Source organism: Streptomyces sp. 796.1, assembly GCF_047525675.1.
Lineage (GTDB): Bacteria > Actinomycetota > Actinomycetes > Streptomycetales > Streptomycetaceae > Streptomyces.
This window is the reverse complement of the sequence record NZ_JBLIWA010000052.1, coordinates 19,728-38,929: the sequence shown is the minus strand read 5'-3', so window position 1 is coordinate 38,929 and position 19,202 is coordinate 19,728. Positions and strand designations below refer to the sequence as shown.

General features: G+C 72.2%; 1 protein-coding gene. It reads right to left on the bottom strand.

The window, feature by feature from the left end; all coding sequences use genetic code 11:
- Window positions 1-19,145: type I polyketide synthase (locus tag ACMA1D_RS28515; protein ID WP_414726872.1), on the bottom strand; the 19,145-nt coding region annotated here is incomplete at its 3' end.
- Between the last annotated feature and the right edge of the window lie 57 nt (window positions 19,146-19,202).

The following is a 19,202-nucleotide window of genomic DNA, read 5'->3' as shown; positions in this document are numbered from 1 at the left end:
AGGTCGGCGCTGGCCAGCGCCTGCCGGATCACCCGCTGCTGCGACGGCCCGTTGGGCGCCGTCAGGCCGTTGCTGGCGCCGTCCTGGTTGACGGCGGAGCCGCGCACGATCGCCATGACCGGGTGGCCGTTCTTCCGCGCGTCCGACAGCCGCTCAAGGAGCAGCACGCCGACGCCCTCGCCCCAGCCCGTACCGTCGGCCGATGCCGCAAACGCCTTGCAGCGCCCGTCCGACGACAGTCCCTTCTGGCGGCTGAAGTCCACGAACGAGCCCGGGGTGGACATGATCGTGACACCGCCGGCCAGCGCCATGGAGCACTCCCCCTGGCGCAGCGACTGCACGGCCATGTGCAGGGCCACCAGGGACGAGGAACACGCCGTGTCCACCGTGACGGCCGGCCCTTCGAGGCCGAAGGTGTAGGAGACGCGGCCCGATACGACGCTGCCCGCGTTACCGGTTCCCAGGTAGCCGTCGGGGCCGCCCGGGGCGGTCAGCAGCAGGCCGATGTAGTCCTGGCCGTTGCTTCCCGCGAAGACGCCGGTCCGGCTTCCCTTGAGCGACGTGGGGTCGATGCCCGCCCGCTCGATCGCCTCCCAGGACGTCTCCAGGAGCAGCCGCTGCTGCGGGTCGATGGTCAGCGCCTCGCGGGGGGCGATCCCGAAGAACGCCGGGTCGAACTCGTCGGCGTCGTAGACGAAGGCGCCACCGCTGGCGTCGCTGGTGCCCATGCCCTCCAAGTCCGAGCCGTACAGGTCGTCCAGGTCCCAGCCACGGTTGGTCGGGTAGGCGCTGATCACGTCGCTGCCCTCGGAGACCAGTCGCCACAGGTCCTCCGGAGTGCGCACCCCGCCGGGGAAGCGGCAGCTCATCGACACGATCGCGATCGGGTCGTCGTCCACGACCGTGCCGCTCACCACCGGCGTCTCATCGGCCGGCGCGGGCGCGGTGCCCAGCACCTCGCCGAGGATGAACCGGGCGAGCACCGTGGGCGTCGGGTAGTCGAAGGCCATGGTGACCGGAAGGTTCACACCGGCCGCCGCGCCGAGCACGTTGCGCAGCTCCACGGCGGTCAGCGAGTCGAACCCGATGTCCCTGAAGGCCCGCTCCGGCTCCACCGCGTCGGCGCTCGGGTATCCGATCACCTCGGCGGCGTGGGTCCTGACGAGGTCGAGGACCTCCGCCTCGCGTTCGAGGTCCGACAGCCCTTCCAGGCGTACGGCCAGCCCGGTGAGGACCGCGCCCAGCTCGGCTTCGGCCTCCTCCAGGGCCCGCTGTACCTCCGGCAGTTCGTTGAGCAGCGGGCGCGGCCGGGCCGAGGCGAACCCGGGGGCGTAACGCTCCCAGTCCACATCGGCGACGGTGATGTCCACCTCGTCGTGGTCGAGTGCCTGCTGAAGGGCCTCGACGGCCAGTTCGGGCACCAGCGGCGGCATACCGCGCCGCTTCAACTGGGCCGCGGTGGCGTCGTCGACCAGACCGCCGCCGCCCCAGGCGCCCCACGCCACGGAGGTCGCGGCAAGGCCCTGGGCCCGGCGCTGCTGCGCCAGGGCGTCGAGGAAGGCGTTCGCGGCGGCGTAGCTGCCCTGACCGGCACCACCGACGGTTCCGGCGTAGGAGGAGAAGAGGATGAACGCGGACAGGTCCAGGTCCTGGGTCAGCTCGTGGAGGTTCACCACGGCGTCCACCTTGGGCCGGAAGACCCCCTGCGTCCTGGAGACGGTGAGGGTGTCGACGAGGCCGTCGTCCAGCACACCGGCCGCGTGCACCACCCCGGTCAGCGGGTATTCCGCGGGCAGCCCGTCGAGGAGCTCCCGCAGCGCGTCACGGTCGGCGGCGTCGCAGGCGGCGACGGTGACCCGGGCGCCCAGGGCGGTCAGTTCGTCCCTCAACTCGGCCGCGCCGGGGGCGTCCGGGCCACGGCGGCTGGTGAGCACCAGGTGCTCGGCGCCGCCACGGGCCAGCCAGCGGGCGAGGCGGCCACCGAGGGCACCCGTACCACCGGTGATCAGAACGCTGCCACGGGGCTGCCAAGTGCGGGCCGGCCGGGCGTCACCCAGGGGTGCCCGGACCAGCCGCCGCGCGAAGACGCCGGAGGCGCGCACCGCCACCTGGTCCTCGTCGCCGGATCGTCCGATCAGGCCGACCAGACGGTTCAGGGCCCGCTCGTCGAGTGCGTCCGGCGAGTCGGGGAGGTCGACGAGACCGCCCCAGCGCTGTGCGTACTCCAGGCCGACCACCCGGCCCAGGCCCCACACCAGGGACTGCTTGACGCTGCCGACCCGGTCGGAGCGGCCCACGGACACGGCACCGGTGGTGGCGAGCCACAGCGGCACGTCGATGTCGATGTCGGCGAGCGCCTGGACCAGGGCCACCGTGCCGGCGAAGCCGCGCGGAACGCCCGGGTGTCCGGCGAGCGCCTCCTCGTCGAGCGCGAGCAGGGAGAGCACTCCGTCGATCGCGAGCGTCGCCTCCTGCTCGGTGCCGTCCGTGGTGGACCTGCCGGGGGCCGCGGCCCGCAGGAGTTCGGTCAGCGAGGACCGCTGCGGCTCCGTCTCGTCCAGGTCGACCCGCACGATGCGGGCACCGTGGCGCTCCACGTCCCGTGCGATGCGCTCCGCCAGGTCACGGGCGGCGTCGACCGGCGGGACGACGACCATCCAGGTACCGGTGATCGGGGCGCCCTGCTCCTGCCCGGAGCCGGACGACGGCTGGTCGATGAGGGGCTTCCAGTTGATCCGGTAGCGCCAGTTGTCGACCGTCGAGCGGTCGCGCCGGCCGCGCCGGTACGACGACAGGGCGGGCAGCACCGCGCTCAGCGGGGCCTCCCCGTCGAGCTCCAGTGTCTGCGCGAGCCCTTCGAGGTCCTCGCGTTCGACGGCCTCCCAGAACCGGGCGTCCACCGAGTCGGCCTCGGGGGCGGGGCCGTTGCCGAATGCGCCGCCCTCGCCCGGCTGCGGCCAGTACCGCTGCCGCTGGAAGGCGTACGTCGGCAGGTCGACCTGTCGGCCACCGTGTCCGGCGAACACCTTCCGCCAGTCGATGTCGGCGCCGTTGACGTGCAGTTCGGCGATCGAGGTCAGGAACCGCTCGGCCCCGCCCTCGTCCCGCCGCAGCGTGCCGACGACCACGGCCTGGGCGTCAGCGGCCTCCACCGTCTGCTGCACGGGCAGGGTGAGTACGGGATGCGGGCTCACCTCGATGAACACGCCGTGCCCGGTGCCCAGCAGGGTGCGGGTGGTGGCCTCAAGCTCCACGGTCTGGCGCAGGTTGCGGTACCAGTACTCGGCGTCCAGCCCGGCCGTGTCCACCAGCTCACCGGACACGGTCGAGTAGAACGGCACGTCGGCGGTACGCGGCTTCAGGTCCGCCAGGACCTTCAGCAGCTCCTCGCGGATCGACTCCACATGCGCGGAGTGCGAGGCGTAGTCCACCGGCACCCGGCGAACCCGCACCTCCTCACCCTCCAACTGGGTGACCATCTCATCCAACGCGCCCGGATCACCGGCCACCACGACCGAACCCGGACCATTGACCGCCGCGACCGATATCGCGCCGTCCCAGGCGGCGATGCGCTCGCGCACCTGGTCGACCGGCAGCCCGACCGACACCATTCCGCCGCGACCCGCCAAACCGGCGGCGATCGCCTGCGACCGCAGCGCCACCACCTTGGCGGCGTCCTCCAGCGACAACGCACCCGCCACACACGCGGCAGCGATCTCGCCCTGGCTGTGACCCATGACCGCGTCCGGCTCGACACCCACCGAACGCCACAACTTCGCCAGCGACACCATCACCGCGAACAACACCGGCTGAACGACATCCACCCGGTCAAAACCAGGCGCACCCTCAGCACCACGCAACACATCCGTCAACGACCAGTCCACATAAGCCGACAACGCCGACTCACACTCACCGACCGCCTCCGCGAACACCGGCGAGGAGTCCAGCAGACCCACCGCCATGCCCACCCACTGGGCACCCTGACCCGGGAACACAAACACCGAACGACCCGGTGCTTCGATGGCGTTCGCGCGGACCGCACCCGGCGCCTTCGTGCCCTCGGCCACCGCCGCCAGTCGCTCGATGAGCTCCTCACGGCCGGTCCCGGTCACCGCGCCCCGGTACTGGAACGCGGACCTGGTCGTCGCCAGGGAGAGCGCCACATCGGCTGCGCTCAGCTCGGGGCGCTCGGTCACGAACTCCCGCAGCCTGTCGGCCTGGTCGCGCAGCGCGTCGCTGCTCTTGCCGGACACGACCCACGTCACCGGGCCCTCGACGGCCCCGGCCCCGGCGGGCTCGGCCGGCTCGGTCTGCGGAGCCTGCTCCGCCTCGGGAGCCTGCTCCAGGATGGTGTGCACATTGGTGCCGCTCATGCCGAACGCCGACACACCCGCGCGCCGCGGATGTCCCGTCTCCGGCCATGGCCTGGCCTCGGCCAGCAGCTCGACGTCGCCGGCCGTCCAGTCGACCATCGGCGAAGGCTCGTCGATGTGCAGCGTCTTCGGCAGGACGCCGTGGCGCATCGCCATCACCATCTTGATGACGCCACCGACACCGGCGGCGGCCTGCGAGTGGCCGATGTTGGACTTGATGGCGCCCAGCCACAGCGGCTGGCCCTCGGGGCGCTCCTGGCCGTAGGTGGCCAGCAGCGCCTGCGCCTCGATCGGGTCACCCAGCGACGTACCCGTACCGTGCGCCTCCACCGCGTCGACCTCGGCGGCCGACAGCCGGGCGTTCGCCAGTGCCTGCCGGATGACCCGCTGCTGCGAGGGGCCGTTGGGCGCGGTCAGACCGTTGGACGCACCGTCCTGGTTCACCGCGCTGCCCCGCACCACGGCCAGCACGGGGTGGCCGTTGCGGCGGGCGTCCGAGAGTCGTTCGAGGACGAGCATGCCGACGCCCTCGGCCCAGCTAGCGCCGTCCGCGGCGGCCGAGAACGGCTTGCTGCGGCCGTCGGAGGCGAGCGCGCGCTGGCGGCTGAACTCGACCAGCGACATCGGTGTGGACATCACCGTCACACCGCCGGCGAGCGCCAGGTCGCACTCGCCCTGGCGCAGCGCCTGCCATGCGAGGTGCAGGGCGACCAGCGACGACGAGCACGCCGTGTCCACCGTCACCGCGGGCCCTTCCAGGCCCAGGGTGTAGGAGATGCGGCCGGAGAGCACGCTGGGCGAGACGCCGGTGCCGATGTAGCCCTCGACGTTGTCCTGCGATCCGGCGAGGACACCGCCGTAGTCCTGGTAGGTCACACCCGCGTAGACGCCGGTCTGGCTGCCCTTCGCGGAGACCGGGTCGATACCGGCCCGCTCCAGCGCCTCCCACGAGGTCTCAAGCAGCAGCCGGTGCTGCGGGTCCATGGAGAGCGCCTCGCGCGGCGAGATCCCGAAGAACGCCGGGTCGAACTGACTGGCGCCGTGCAGGAAGCCGCCTTCCTGCGTGTAGCACTTGCCGGGCTCGTCCGGGTCCGGGTCGTAGAGGTTCTCCACGTCCCAGCCGCGATCGGTCGGGAAGGGAGAGATGCCGTCCCGGCCTTCGGCGACCAGGTTCCACAGGTCCTCCGGGGTGGCCACCTCGCCGGGATAGCGGCAGCTCATCCCCACGATCACGATCGGCTCGTCGTTGCCGGCCACCGCGACCGGCACCGGCCGCACCGCTCCGGTCTCCGCGCCGAGCACCTCGGCACGGGTGAACTTGGCGAGTTCGGCGGGGGTCGGGTAGTCGAACACGGCCGTTGCCGGGAGCCGCAGGCCGATGGCCTTGCTCACCCGGTTGCGGAACTCGACGGCGGTCAGCGAGCTGAAGCCCAGGTCCTTGAACGCCTGCGAGCCCTGAACCGCGTCGGCCGAGGCGTGTCCGAGCACGGCCGCGACATGCGTGCGGATCACGTCGAGCAGCACCCGGTCCTGCTCGGGCTCGGCGAGCCCGGCCAGTTGCTCCCGCAGCGCGGCGAGCGGCCCGGAGTCCGGTCCGCCCCGCTTGGCGGAGCGCCGCGCGGTCTTGCGGCGGCGCGACGGCTTGGCGGCGGAGGTCTCCCCCACAGCGATCTCAGCAGGGGGTACGACGGCTGCCTCGGGCGATGCGGCGGCGGGCTCGGGCAGGGTCTCCTCAGCCGCCTCGGCCGGGTCCGCCGCCGGGGCGGGCTCCGGCTGTTCCGGGGCGACCTGGCGCAGGGTCAGCGTGTCGGCGGAGACCACGGCCTCCCCGGCTCCGTCGACCGCGGTCAGCGAGAGGGTCTCCGGACCCGTACGGGCGAGCCGGACGCGCAGCGCGGAGGCACCGGACGCGTACAGCGATATCCCGGCGAGGCTGAACAACATGCGTCCGCGCCCCACCCCGTCCAGCACGCCGAGGCCGAGCGGCTGCAACGCCGCGTCCAGGAGGGCGGGGTGCAGCCCGAACCGCTGGGCGTCCACGACGGCCTCCTCAGCGAGGCTGACCTCGGCGAACACCTCCTCGTCGCGCTGCCACACGGCGCGCAGGCCGCGGAAGGTGGGGCCGTAGACGAGGCCGTCGCCGGCGAGCAACTCGTACAGGCCGTCCACCTCGACGCGCTCGGCGCCGGGCGGGGGCCAGGCGGCGAAGCCCGCCGCCGCCTCGGCGGTCGTGGCGTCGTCCGGCTCCGGGGCGAGCACACCACTGGCATGGCAGATCCAGTCGTCCTCGTCCGCGTCCTCGCCTGCGGGCTCGGCCACTCGTGAGTAGATCTCCAGCGAACGGGTGCCGGTCTCGTCCTCCTCGCCGAGTACGAGCTGGATCTGGACGCCGCCCCCTCGGGGGAGGGCCAGCGGCGCCTGGATGACGAGCTCGTCCACGTGGCCGAGGCCGACCTCGTCACCGGCGCGAATGGCCAGTTCGACGAGGGCCGTGGTCGCCAGGACCGCCTCGCCGCGCAGGACGTGGTCCGCCAGCCAGGGCTGGGTGTGCAGCGAGAGCGTTCCGGTGAACAGCAGGCCGTCGGCGCCCGCGAGGGGGACGGCTCCACCGAGCAGCGGGTGGTCGGCGGGGTCGAGGCCGAAGGCCGCGGCGTCGCCCGCCGAGGTACCGGCCTCCAGCCAGTAGCGCTGGTGCTGGAAGGCGTAGGTGGGAAGGTCCACGCGGCGGGCGCCGCGTCCGGCGAAGAAGGCCCGCCAGTCGACGGTTTCGCCGTGGACGTGGATCTGGGCGAGGGCCGCGACGAGTGCTTGCGCCTCGGGGCGGTCCTTGCGCAGCACCGGCACCAACAGGGGGGCCGGTGTGCCCTCGGCCGCGATGTCGTCGGCCGGTTGGGTCAGGCAGTCCTGGGCCATGGCCGTCAGCACGCCGTCGGGACCCACCTCGATGTACGCGGTGACGCCCTGCGCTTCGAGGGCCCGCACCCCGTCGCGGAAGCGGACGGTCTGCCGCACGTGCCGCACCCAGTACTCGGGCGAGCACACCTCGTCGGCACGGGTCTGCTCACCCGTGACATTCGAGATGAACGCGACGGACGGGCTGTGGTAGGCGAGCGTCCGCGCGACCGCACGGAAGTCGTCGAGCATGGCGTCCATGCGGGGCGAGTGGAAGGCGTGGCTGACCCGCAGGCGGCGGGTCTTGCGACCCTGCTGCTCCCACTGGCCGGCGATCTCCTCCGCGGCGGCCTCGTCACCGGCGACGACCACGGCAGTCGGGCCGTTGACGGCCGCGATGCTCACCTCGGCCTCACGACCGGCCAGCGACGCCGCGATCTCCTCTTCGGACGCCTCGATGGCGACCATCGCCCCACCGTCCGGCAGGGCCTGCATCAGACCACCACGGGCGGCGACCAGCGTGCACGCGTCCTGAAGCGAGAACACCCCCGCCACGTGCGCGGCAGCGATCTCACCCACCGAGTGGCCGATCACCACGTCCGGGGTGACGCCCCAGTGCTCCAGCAGCCGGAACAACGCCACCTCGACGGCGAACAGCGCGGGCTGCGTGAACGCGGTCCCGTCCAGCAGTTCGGCATCGGCGCTGTCCTCGGCCGCGAACATCACGTCCTTCAGCGGACGGTCAAGCACGACGTCCAGGTGCGCGCACACCTCGTCCAAGGCGCGGGCGAACACCGGGAACGCCTCGTACAACTCCCGCCCCATGCCCAGGCGTTGCGCGCCCTGGCCGGTGAACAGGAACGCGGTCTTGCCACCGCCGGCGGCCTGCCCCTGGACGATGCCGGGGGCGTCGTCGCCCGCGGCGAGGGTCTCCAGGCCACGCAGCAACGTCTCGCGTTCGGTGCCCAGCAGCACCGCGCGGTGCTCGAACACCGATCGCGTGGCAACCAGCGATTCGGCGATGTCCACGACGCCGTGCTCGGCCCCGTCGACCAGGTGGGTCCGCAGCCGCTCGGCCTGGGCGCGCAGGGCTTCCGGGCTCCGGGCGGAGAGCGTCCAGGGGGCCAGGCCGTGGTCGTCGGCGGGGGCCGAGCTCTCCTCGGCCTCGTCCTTCTCGACCGGCGGGGCCTGCTCGATGATGGTGTGCGCGTTGGTGCCACTCACACCGAAGGCAGAAACACCAGCCCGCCGCGGACGACCGGTCTCGGGCCACTCAGCGGCCTCCGTCAGCAGCCGCACCTCACCCGCCGACCAGTCCACCTGGCTTGACGGCTCATCCACGTGCAGCGTCTGCGGCAACACACCGTGCCGCATCGCCATCACCATCTTGATGACACCGGCCACACCTGCGGCGGCCTGCGTGTGACCGAGGTTCGACTTCAGCGAACCCAGCCACAACGGCTGGCCCTCGGGCCGCTCCTGGCCGTACGTGGCCAGCAGCGCCTGTGCCTCGATCGGGTCACCCAGCGTGGTACCCGTGCCGTGCGCCTCCACCACCTGGATGTCGGCGGCCGACACTCCGGCGTTGGCGAGGGCCTGCCGGATCACCTGCTGCTGCGACGGCCCGTTCGGCGCCGTCAGACCGTTCGACGCACCGTCCTGGTTGACAGCCGAGCCGCGCACGATCGCCAGCACCTCGTGGCCGTTGCGCCGGGCGTCCGACAGCCGCTCCACGAGCAGCATGCCCACACCCTCGGACCAACCCGTACCGTCCGCCGCGTCCGCGAACGGCTTGCACCGGCCGTCGGGGGCCAGGCCACGCTGGCGGCTGAACTCGACGAAGGCGGCGGGGCTGGTCATCACGGTCACGCCACCGGCGAGCGCCATGTCGCACTCGCCCTGACGCAGCGCCTGCGCCGCCTGATGCAGGGCGACCAGCGACGACGAACACGCCGTGTCCACCGTCAGCGCCGGACCCTCAAGACCCAGCGTGTAGGAGATACGACCGGAGACGACCGAGGTGGCGCTGCCGGTCAGCAACTGCCCTTCGAGCCCCTCGGGGATCTCGTGCAGTCCCGTTCCGTAGCCGGAGGTCGCAGCGCCGACGTAGACGCCGATCTGGTTGCCGCGTACGGACGCCGGGTCGATGCCGGCGCGCTCGAACGCCTCCCAGGACGTCTCAAGGAGCAGCCGCTGCTGCGGGTCCATGGCGAGCGCCTCACGCGGCGAGATCCCGAAGAACGCGGCGTCGAACTCGGCCGCCCCGTCGAGGAACCCGCCCTCGCGGGCGTAGAACGTGCCCAGCCGCTCCGGGTCGGGGTCGTACATCCCGTCGACGTCCCAGCCCCGGTCGGAGGGGAAGTCCGTGATGGCGTCCGTGCCGGTCGCGACGAGGTTCCACAGGTCCTCGGGGCTTCCGACGCCGCCCGGGAAACGGCAGCTCATCCCGACGATCGCGATCGGGTCCTCATCGACCGGAACAGCCACCGCCGAAGACACCGCCACCACACCCCGCGCACCCAACACCTCAGCACGCAGATGAGCAGCCAACACCGCAGCACTCGGATAGTCGAACACCAACGTGGCCGGCAACACCAACCCCGTCTCCGCATTCAACCGGTTACGGAACTCCACCGCCGTGAGCGAGTCAAAACCCAACTCCTTGAACGCCCGCCCCGGCTCAACCACCTCCGCACCCGCAAAACCAAGCACCGCGGCGGCGTGAGCACGCACCAGGTCGAGCAGGGTCCGGTCGATCTCGGCCTCGGTCAGCCCTGCCAGGCGCTCCCGCAGGGCCGATCCGCCTTCGGCGCGGCTCTCCTCGGCGGCACGGGCCTCCTCCAACGCCGATACGACCTCGGGCAGTTCACCGAGGAGCGGGCTGGGCCGCCCGATCGTGAACGCGGGCGCGAACCGCTCCCAGTCCACATCGGCAACCGTCACCACACCCTCATCACCCGCGACCGCCCCCTGCAACGCCGCAAGAGCCAGACCTGGCGCCATCGCGGGCAGACCGCGACGGGCCAACTGGTCCCCACCGTCACCGGCCGCCATGCCACCTTCGGCCCACGGCCCCCAGGCCACAGCCGTACCAGCAAGACCCCGACCCCGACGATCCTCCACCAACGCATCCAGGTAAGCGTTCGCCGCACCGTAAGCAGCCTGACCACCACTGCCCCACACACCCGCGATCGACGAGAACACCACGAAGGCATCCAGCTCACGATCGCCCAGCAACGCGTCCAGGTTCACGGCACCGGCCACCTTGCCGGAGATCACGTCGGCGGCGTCGGCCACCGTAGTCTCGGCCAGCGGTCCCGCCGCGTTGGCACCGGCCGCGTGCACAACCGCAGTCAGCGGATACTCTGCGGGCACCGCATTAAGCACCGCGGCCAACTGCTCGCGGTCAGCCACATCACAGGCCGCTACGGTCACCCGGGCCCCCAGGGCTTCGAGTTCCTCGCGCAGCTCGGGCGCACCTGGTGCCTCAAGGCCGCGACGGCTGGTCAACACCAGGTGCTCGGCGCCATTGCTCACCAGCCAGCGAGCCACCTGGCCGCCGAGCGCGCCCGTGCCACCGGTGACCAGCACCGTGCCGCGCACCCGCCACGACGCCACGTCCGCGGCGGGCGCCGCCGACCGGGTCAGGCGACGGACGAACACTCCGGAGCCGCGCACCGCAAGCTGGTCCTCGCCGGTCCCGCCGGACAGCACACCCACCAGCCGCGCGACCGCACGCTCGTCCAGCGCCTCGGGCAGGTCGATCAGACCGCCCCACAGTTCCGGCAGCTCCAGCGCGGCCACCCGGCCCAGCGCCCACACCATCGCCTGCGCCGGACGGCTGAGCCGCTCGGAACGGCCCACCGACACCGCACCCCGCGTACCGCACCACAGCGAAGCCTCGATGCCCGTGTCCGCCATGGCCCGCACCAGGGTCAGCGTCAGGGCGAGACCGCCGGGCAGCTCGGGGTGTCCGGAGCAGGGCTCCTCGTCCAGGGCGAGCAGCGACAACACGCCACCCACAGCGGGTGCGTCGGCGACCGCGGCGCGCAGCCGCTCCCCCAGCGCCCCGGCGTCGAGGTCACGCTCGTCCGCCGTCACCGGCACCACATCGGCGCCGTGGCGCCGGAGCCCGGCGACGGTCTCCGTCACCCACGCGTCCTCGGCGTGCGACGCCGGAACCACCACCAGCCACGTCCCCGACAGCGACCCACCGGCCACGTCCGATACGGGCTTCCACGCGACGCGGTAGCGCCAGTTGTCGATCGTGGACCGGTCGCGCCTGTTGCGGTGGTACGTGGACAGCGCGGGCAGCACCGCACTCAGCGGCGCCTCGCCGTCGACGTCGAGCGCCTCGGTGAGCGCTTCGAGGTCCTCGCGCTCGACCGCTTCCCAGAACCGCGTGTCCACCGAGTCGGCGGCACCCTGGGCGCCCAAGCCGCTCAGGGAGAGGGACACCTCGGGCCAGTAGCGCTCACGCTGGAAGGCGTACGTCGGCAGTTCGACCATCCGCGCACCGCGCCCGGCGAAGACGGACTCCCACTCCACCGAGGCCCCGTGGACGTGGAGTTCGGCCAGCGCCGTGGTCAGCGCCCGGGCCTCCGGGCGGTCCTTGCGCAGCACCGGCACCACGGCCGAGGCCGCTGCCTCGTCCGGCGTCAAGCAGTCCCGCGCCATCGCGGACAGCACACCGTCGGGGCCGACCTCCAGGAACCTGGTGACGCCCTGGGCGCTGAGCGCCCGCATACCGTCCGCGAACCGCACCGCCTCCCGGACGTGGCGCACCCAGTACTCCGGCGCGCACACCTCGTCGGCGCCCGCCGCCTCACCCGTCACATTCGAGACCAGGGCGATGGCCGGTACCTGGAAGGACAGACCGGTGACGACGTCACGGAAGTCGTCCAGCATCGCGTCCATGCGCGGCGAGTGGAAGGCATGGCTGACCCGCAGCCGGCTCGTCTTACGCCCCTGCTCCGACCATTGGCCGGCGATCTCCAGCACCGCGGCCTCGTCACCCGCGATCACCACGGCCGTCGGACCGTTGACCGCCGCGATGCTCACCTCAGCCTCACGACCGGCGAGCGACTCCGCGATCTCCTCTTCGGACGCCTGGATGGCGACCATCGCGCCACCCTCGGGCAAGGCTTGCATCAGCCGGCCACGGGCGGCGATCAGCGTGCACGCATCCTCAAGCGAGAACACCCCCGCCACGTGCGCGGCAGCGATCTCACCCACCGAATGCCCGATGAGCACATCCGGGGTGACACCCCAGTGCTCCAACAACCGGTAGAGCGCCACCTCAACCGCGAACAACGCAGGCTGCGTGAACGCCGTCCGATCCAGCAGCTCGGCGTCCGCGCCACCCTCCGCCGCGAACACCACGTCCTTCAGCGGACGGTCAAGCACTACGTCAAGGTGCGCGCACACCTCGTCCAACGCCCGGGCGAACACCGGGAACGCCTCGTACAACTCCCGCCCCATACCGAGGCGTTGCGCACCCTGACCCGAGAACAGGAACGCCGTCCTGCCACCCGTTGCGGCCTGCCCCTGGACGACTCCCGAGGCGATGCCGCCCTCTGCGACGGCCCGCAGGCCACGCAGCAGGGTCTCCCGGTCCTCGCCGACCAGCACGGCACGGTGCTCGAACACCGACCTGGCCGCCAGCGTGTGGCCGACGTTCAGCACCTCGATGTCCTCGCGGGCCGCCACGTCCCCGTACAGTCGCTCGGCCTGCGCCCGCAGCGCCTCCCGGCTCTTGCCTGAGACCAGCCACGGCACCACGTCCGTCGACACCGGTGTCCCGGGCCCGGCCGCCGCCGAGACCGCGACCTCTTCCAGCTCGGGGGCCTGCTCGATGATGGTGTGCGCGTTGGTCCCGCTGAGCCCGAACGAGGAGATGCCCGCCCGCCGCGGATGCCCGGTCTCGGGCCACTCGGCGGCCTCCGTCAGCAGCCGCACCTCACCCGCCGACCAATCCACCTGACTCGACGGCTCATCCACATGCAGCGTCTGCGGCAACACACCGTGCCGCATCGCCATCACCATCTTGATGACACCAGCCACACCGGCCGCCGCCTGCGTGTGACCGATGTTGGACTTGATGGCGCCCAGCAGCAGCGGGCGGCCCTCGGGGCGTTCCTGGCCGTACGTGGCCAGCAACGCCTGCGCCTCGATCGGGTCACCCAGCGTCGTACCCGTGCCGTGCGCCTCGACCGCGTCGACCTCGGCGGCCGACAGTCCGGCGCTGGCCAGCGCCTGCCGGATCACCCGCTGCTGCGACGGACCGTTCGGCGCCGTCAGACCATTGCTGGCACCGTCCTGGTTGATCGCGCTGCCACGGACCACCGCCAACACCGGGTGGCCGTTCCTCCGCGCGTCCGACAGCCGCTCCACGAGCAGCATGCCCACGCCCTCGGACCAACCCGTGCCGTCCGCGCCCTCGGCGAACGGCTTGCAGCGGCCATCGGGGGCCAACCCACGCTGCCGGCTGAACTCCACGAAGGCGCCGGGCGTCGACATGACCGACACACCACCGGCGAGCGCCAGGTCGCACTCGCCCTGGCGCAGCGCCTGCGCGGCCAGATGCAACGCGACCAGCGACGACGAACACGCCGTGTCCACCGTCACCGCCGGCCCCTCAAGGCCGAAGGTGTAGGAGATGCGCCCGGACACCACGCTGGCCGCACTGCCCGTACCCACATGGCCGCCGAAGTCCTCGACGGCGTCGAGCATGATCGTGGAGTAGTCCTGGCCGTTGGTGCCGACGAACACACCGGTACGGCTGCCGCGCAGCGCGGCCGGTTTGACGCCCCCGTGTTCGAACGCCTCCCAGGACGTCTCAAGGAGCAGTCGCTGCTGCGGGTCCATGGCCAGCGCCTCGCGCGGCGAGATCCCGAAGAAGGTGGGGTCGAACTGGGGCGCGCCGTAGAGGAATCCGCCCTCGCGGGCGTAGAAGGTGCCCGGGTGCTCGGGGTCCGGGTGGTACATGCCCTCGACGTCCCAGCCGCGGTCGCCGGGGAACTCGGCGATGCCGTCGCCGCCACCGGCCAGGAGTCGCCACAGGTCCTGCGGGTTCTCCACGCCTCCGGGGAAGCGGCAGCTCATCGCCACGATCGCGATGGGGTCGTCGTCGTCCGGCCGCACGCGGTGCGAGACCGCCGAGGTGGTGGCCTCGGTGTGGGCTCCGCCCAGCTCCTGCCGTAGGTGGTCGGCGAGCACCTCGGCGGTCGGGTAGTCGAAGACAAGGGTGGCGGGCAGGCTCAGGCCGGTGGCCAGGTCGAGTCGGTTGCGCAGCTCGATGGCCGTGAGGGAGTCGAACCCGAGGTCCCGGAAGGCGCGGCCCGGCTCGACGGAGTCCGCCGACAGGTGGCCGAGTGCCGAGGCCGCGTGGGTGCGGATGAGGTCCAGCAGCAGGAGGCGCTGCTCCTCGTCCGACTGTCCGGCCAGTTGTCCGCGCAGGTCATGGCCTGGTCCTGGCTGGCCGATGGTCCCGGCCGCGGCGGTCAGGAGCTCGCGTGCCTCGGGGATGTCACTGACGAGGGCGCTGGGGCCGGCGCTCAGCAGGGAGGCCATGCCGGCCCAGTCGATGTCGGCCACGACCAGCGCGGCCTCGTCGTGGCCGGCGGCCCAGCCCAGCGCGTCCAGGGCCAGCGAGGGGGTCAGGGGAGGCAGTGGCCCACCGCGGGCCCGCTCCCCGGCTCGGCCGCTCGCGGCCATTCCGCTCTCGGCCCACGGGCCCCACGCGACCGCGGTGGCGGCCAGGCCCTGGGCCCGGCGCTGCTGTGCCAGTGCGTCGAGGTAGGCGTTGGCCGCCGCGTAGGCGGCCTGGCCGGCGCCGCCGACGGCACCGGCGAACGAGGAGAACAGCACGAACGCGTCGAGCGGGAGCTCTGCGGTCAGCTCGTGCAGGTGGTGCGCGCCCGCGGTCTTCGCGGCCAGGGTCCCGGCGAGTTGGCCGACGGTCAGGCCGTCGAGCACACCGTCGTCCAGGATGCCCGCCGCGTGCACGACGGCGGTCAGCGGATACCGCTCCGGTACGGCGGCCAGCACCTCGGCCAGGGCGTCCCGGTCGGCGGCGTCGCAGGCCACCACGGTCACTGCAGCGCCGAGTGCCTCAAGTTCCGCAGTGAGTTCGGATGCGCCGTCGGCCGACGGGCCCCGGCGGCTCGTCAGCACCAGGTGTTCCGCGCCCTCGCGTGCGGCCCAGCGCGCCACCTGGGCGCCCAGGGCGCCGGTGCCGCCGGTGATCAGCACCGAGCCGCGGGGACGCCACACGCGCTCCGTCGTCCCGTTGCCGACCGTGACGCGGGTCAGGCGCCGGGCGTACGCTCCGGATCCGCGTACCGCCACCTGGTCCTCGCCGTTCTCGGCGGACAGTGCCCAGGCCAGTCGCGCGGCGGCGCGCTCGTCCACGGTCTCGGGCAGGTCGACGAGACCGCCCCAGATCCGGGGGTGCTCCAGGGCGGCCACCCGACCGAGGCCCCAGGTCTCCGCCTGCACGGGGTTGGTGAGCTGGTCGGAGCGGCCCACCGACACGGCACCCCGGGTGGCGCACCACAGCCGGGCGCGGATGTCCGCCTCGGCCAGGGCGCGCACCAGGGTCAGGGTCAGTGCGAGGCCGCGCGAGACCACCGGGTGCTCGGTGCAGGGCCGTTCGTCCACGCCGAGCAGGGACAGCACGCCGCCGAGCCCGGACGGTTCGGTGGCCACGTCACGCAGTCGCCCGGTCAGCGCACCGGGGGCGAGATCGGCCTCGTCCGCCACCAGGCGAACGACATCGGCACCGTGCCGCTGGAGTGCGTCGGACACCGAGTCCGCGAACGTGTCGGCGACACCGGACGCGGGAACGACCACGAGCCAGGTACCCGACAGCGTGGCCGCGGGGGTCTCCGAAACCGGCTTCCACGAGATCCGGTAGCGCCAGCCGTCGACCGTGGCCCGGTCGCGCTGCTGGCGGCGGTACGAGGACAGCGCGGGCAACAACTCGCCCAGCGAGCCGCCCCCCTCGACGTCCAGCGCCTCCGCCAGCGCCTCCAGGTCCTCACGCTCCACCGCGTCCCAGAACCGCGCGTCCACCGAGTCCACTGCGGCGGAGACGCCCGAGGCTCCGCCGGTGCCCTCCAGCCAGTAGCGCTGGCGCTGGAAGGCGTACGTCGGCAACTCCACCGTCCGCGCCCCGCGCCCGGCGAAGACCTGCTCCCAGTCGACCGTCACGCCGTGGACATGGGCCTCGGCCAGCGCGGCCATCAGGGCCTGGGACTCGGGGCGTCCCTTGCGCAGCACCGGCACCACTGCCGGGGTCGAAGCCGCCTCGCCCACCAGGCAGTCCCGCGCCATCGCCGAGAGCACGCCGTCGGGGCCCACCTCGATGTACGCGGTGACGCCCTGGGCCTGGAGGGAGCGAACGCCGTCGGCGAAGCGTACGGCCGCGCGCACGTGCCGCACCCAGTACTCGGGGGAGCAGACGTCGTCGGCCCCGACCGGCTCGCCGGTGACGTTGGAGACCAGGGCCAGGGTGGGGGCCTGGAAGGTCAGGTCCCGCGCGACTCGGCGGAAGTCGTCCAGCATCGCGTCCATGCGCGGCGAGTGGAAGGCATGGCTGACCCGCAGGCGGCTCGTCTTGCGGCCCTGCTCCGACCACTGGCCGGCGACCTCCAGTACGGCAGTCTCGTCACCCGCGATCACCACAGCGGTCGGACCGTTGACGGCCGCGATGCTCACCTCGGCCTCACGGCCGGCGAGCGACTCCGCGATCTCCTCTTCGGACGCCTGGATGGCGACCATCGCGCCACCCTCGGGCAGCGCCTGCATCAACCGGCCACGCGCCGCGACCAACGTGCACGCGTCCTCAAGCGAGAACACCCCCGCCACATGCGCGGCAGCGATCTCGCCAATGGAGTGGCCCATCACCACATCCGGGGTGACACCCCAGTGCTCCAGCAACCGGTAGAGCGCCACCTCGACCGCGAACAACGCAGGCTGCGTGAACGCCGTCCGATCCAGCAGCTCGGCGTCCGCGCCACCCTCCGCCGCGAACATCACGTCCTTCAACGGACGGTCAAGCACGACATCCAGATGCGCGCACACCTCGTCCAGCGCCCGAGCGAACACCGGGAACGCCTCGTACAACTCCCGCCCCATACCGAGGCGTTGCGCACCCTGACCCGAGAACAAGAACGCCGTCTTGACGGCCGTCCCGGCCACGCCCTGGAGCGCACCGGGAGCGGCTGCTCCGGATGCGACGGCATCGAGTCCGGCGAGGAGTTCCGCACGGCTCGCGCCGGACACCACCGCACGGTGCTCGAACACCGACCGCGTCGCCACCAGCGAGTGGCCGACGTCCAGCGCGCCCAGCTCGGCCCGCTCCAGCAGGAACGCCCTGAGCCGCGCCGCCTGGGCCCGCAGCGCGTCCGCTCCACGAGCCGACAGCAGCCACGTCGCCACGCCACCGTCGACGACGGAAGCCGGGCTCTTCTCGGCCTCGTCCTTCTCGACCGGCGGGGCCTGCTCGATGATGGTGTGCGCGTTGGTGCCACTCACACCGAAGGCCGAAACACCGGCCCGGCGCGGACGACCGGTCTCGGGCCACTCGGCGGCCTCCGTCAGCAGCCGCACCTCACCCGCCGACCAGTCCACCTGGCTCGACGGCTCATCCACATGCAGCGTCTGCGGCAACACACCGTGCCGCATCGCCAGCACCATCTTGATGATTCCCGCAACACCGGCCGCCGCCTGCGTGTGACCGAGGTTCGACTTCAGCGAACCCAGCCACAACGGCTGGCCCTCGGGGCGCTCCTGACCGTACGTGGCCAGCAACGCCTGCGCCTCGATCGGATCGCCGAGGGACGTACCGGTCCCGTGGCCCTCCACCACGTCCACATCGGCGGCGGACAGCCGGGCACTTGCCAACGCGTCGCGGATGACCCGCTGCTGGGACGGGCCGTTGGGCGCCGTCAGACCGTTGGACGCACCGTCCTGGTTGACGGCGGAGCCCCGTACGACCGCCAGGACCGGGTGGCCGTTCTTCCGCGCGTCCGACAGCCGCTCCACAAGGAGCATGCCGACACCCTCGGACCAACCCGTACCATCCGCGGCGTCCGCGTACGGCTTGCACCGGCCGTCGGGGGCCAGGCCACGCTGCCGGCTGAACTCCACGAACGCACCCGGCGTGGCCATCACCGTGGCACCACCGGCAAGCGCCAGGTCACACTCACCCTGACGCAGGGCCTGGACCGCCAGGTGGAGCGCGACCAGCGACGACGAACACGCCGTGTCCACCGTCACCGCCGGCCCCTCAAGACCCAAGGTGTACGAGATACGGCCCGATACGACCGAAGTCGCCGTACCGGTCAGCAGGTGGCCTTCGATCTCCTCGGGGAAACTGACGACGTCCGCCCCGTAACCCGAGGTAGCGGCTCCCACGAACACACCACCGCGCCGGCCCTTCACCGACCCCGGAGCGATGCCCGCCCGCTCGAAGACCTCCCACGAGGTCTCCAGGAGCAGCCGCTGCTGCGGGTCCATGGCAAGGGCCTCGCGCGGCGATATCCCGAAGAATCCCGCGTCGAACTCGTCCGCGTCGTGCAGGAAGCCACCCTCGCGGGCGTAGAACGTCCCCGAACTCTCGGGATCCGGGTCGTACATCCCGTCGACGTCCCATCCGCGATTGGACGGGAAATCGGAGATGGCATCACCACCGCCGGCCACCAGCCGCCACAAATCCTCGGGGCTCCCCACACCGCCCGGGAATCGACAGCTCATCGCCACGATCGCGACAGGCTCCTGCTCCCCTGCCTCCAGCTCGCGCAGGCGTTGGCGCGCTTGGTGCAGATCAGCCGATACCCGCTTGAGGTAGTCCCGAAGCCTATCTTCGTTCACCATGAAACCCTTGCCTGTTACGAGTCAAAGAAGACTGAAGAATGAAAGGAGGCCAGAGAA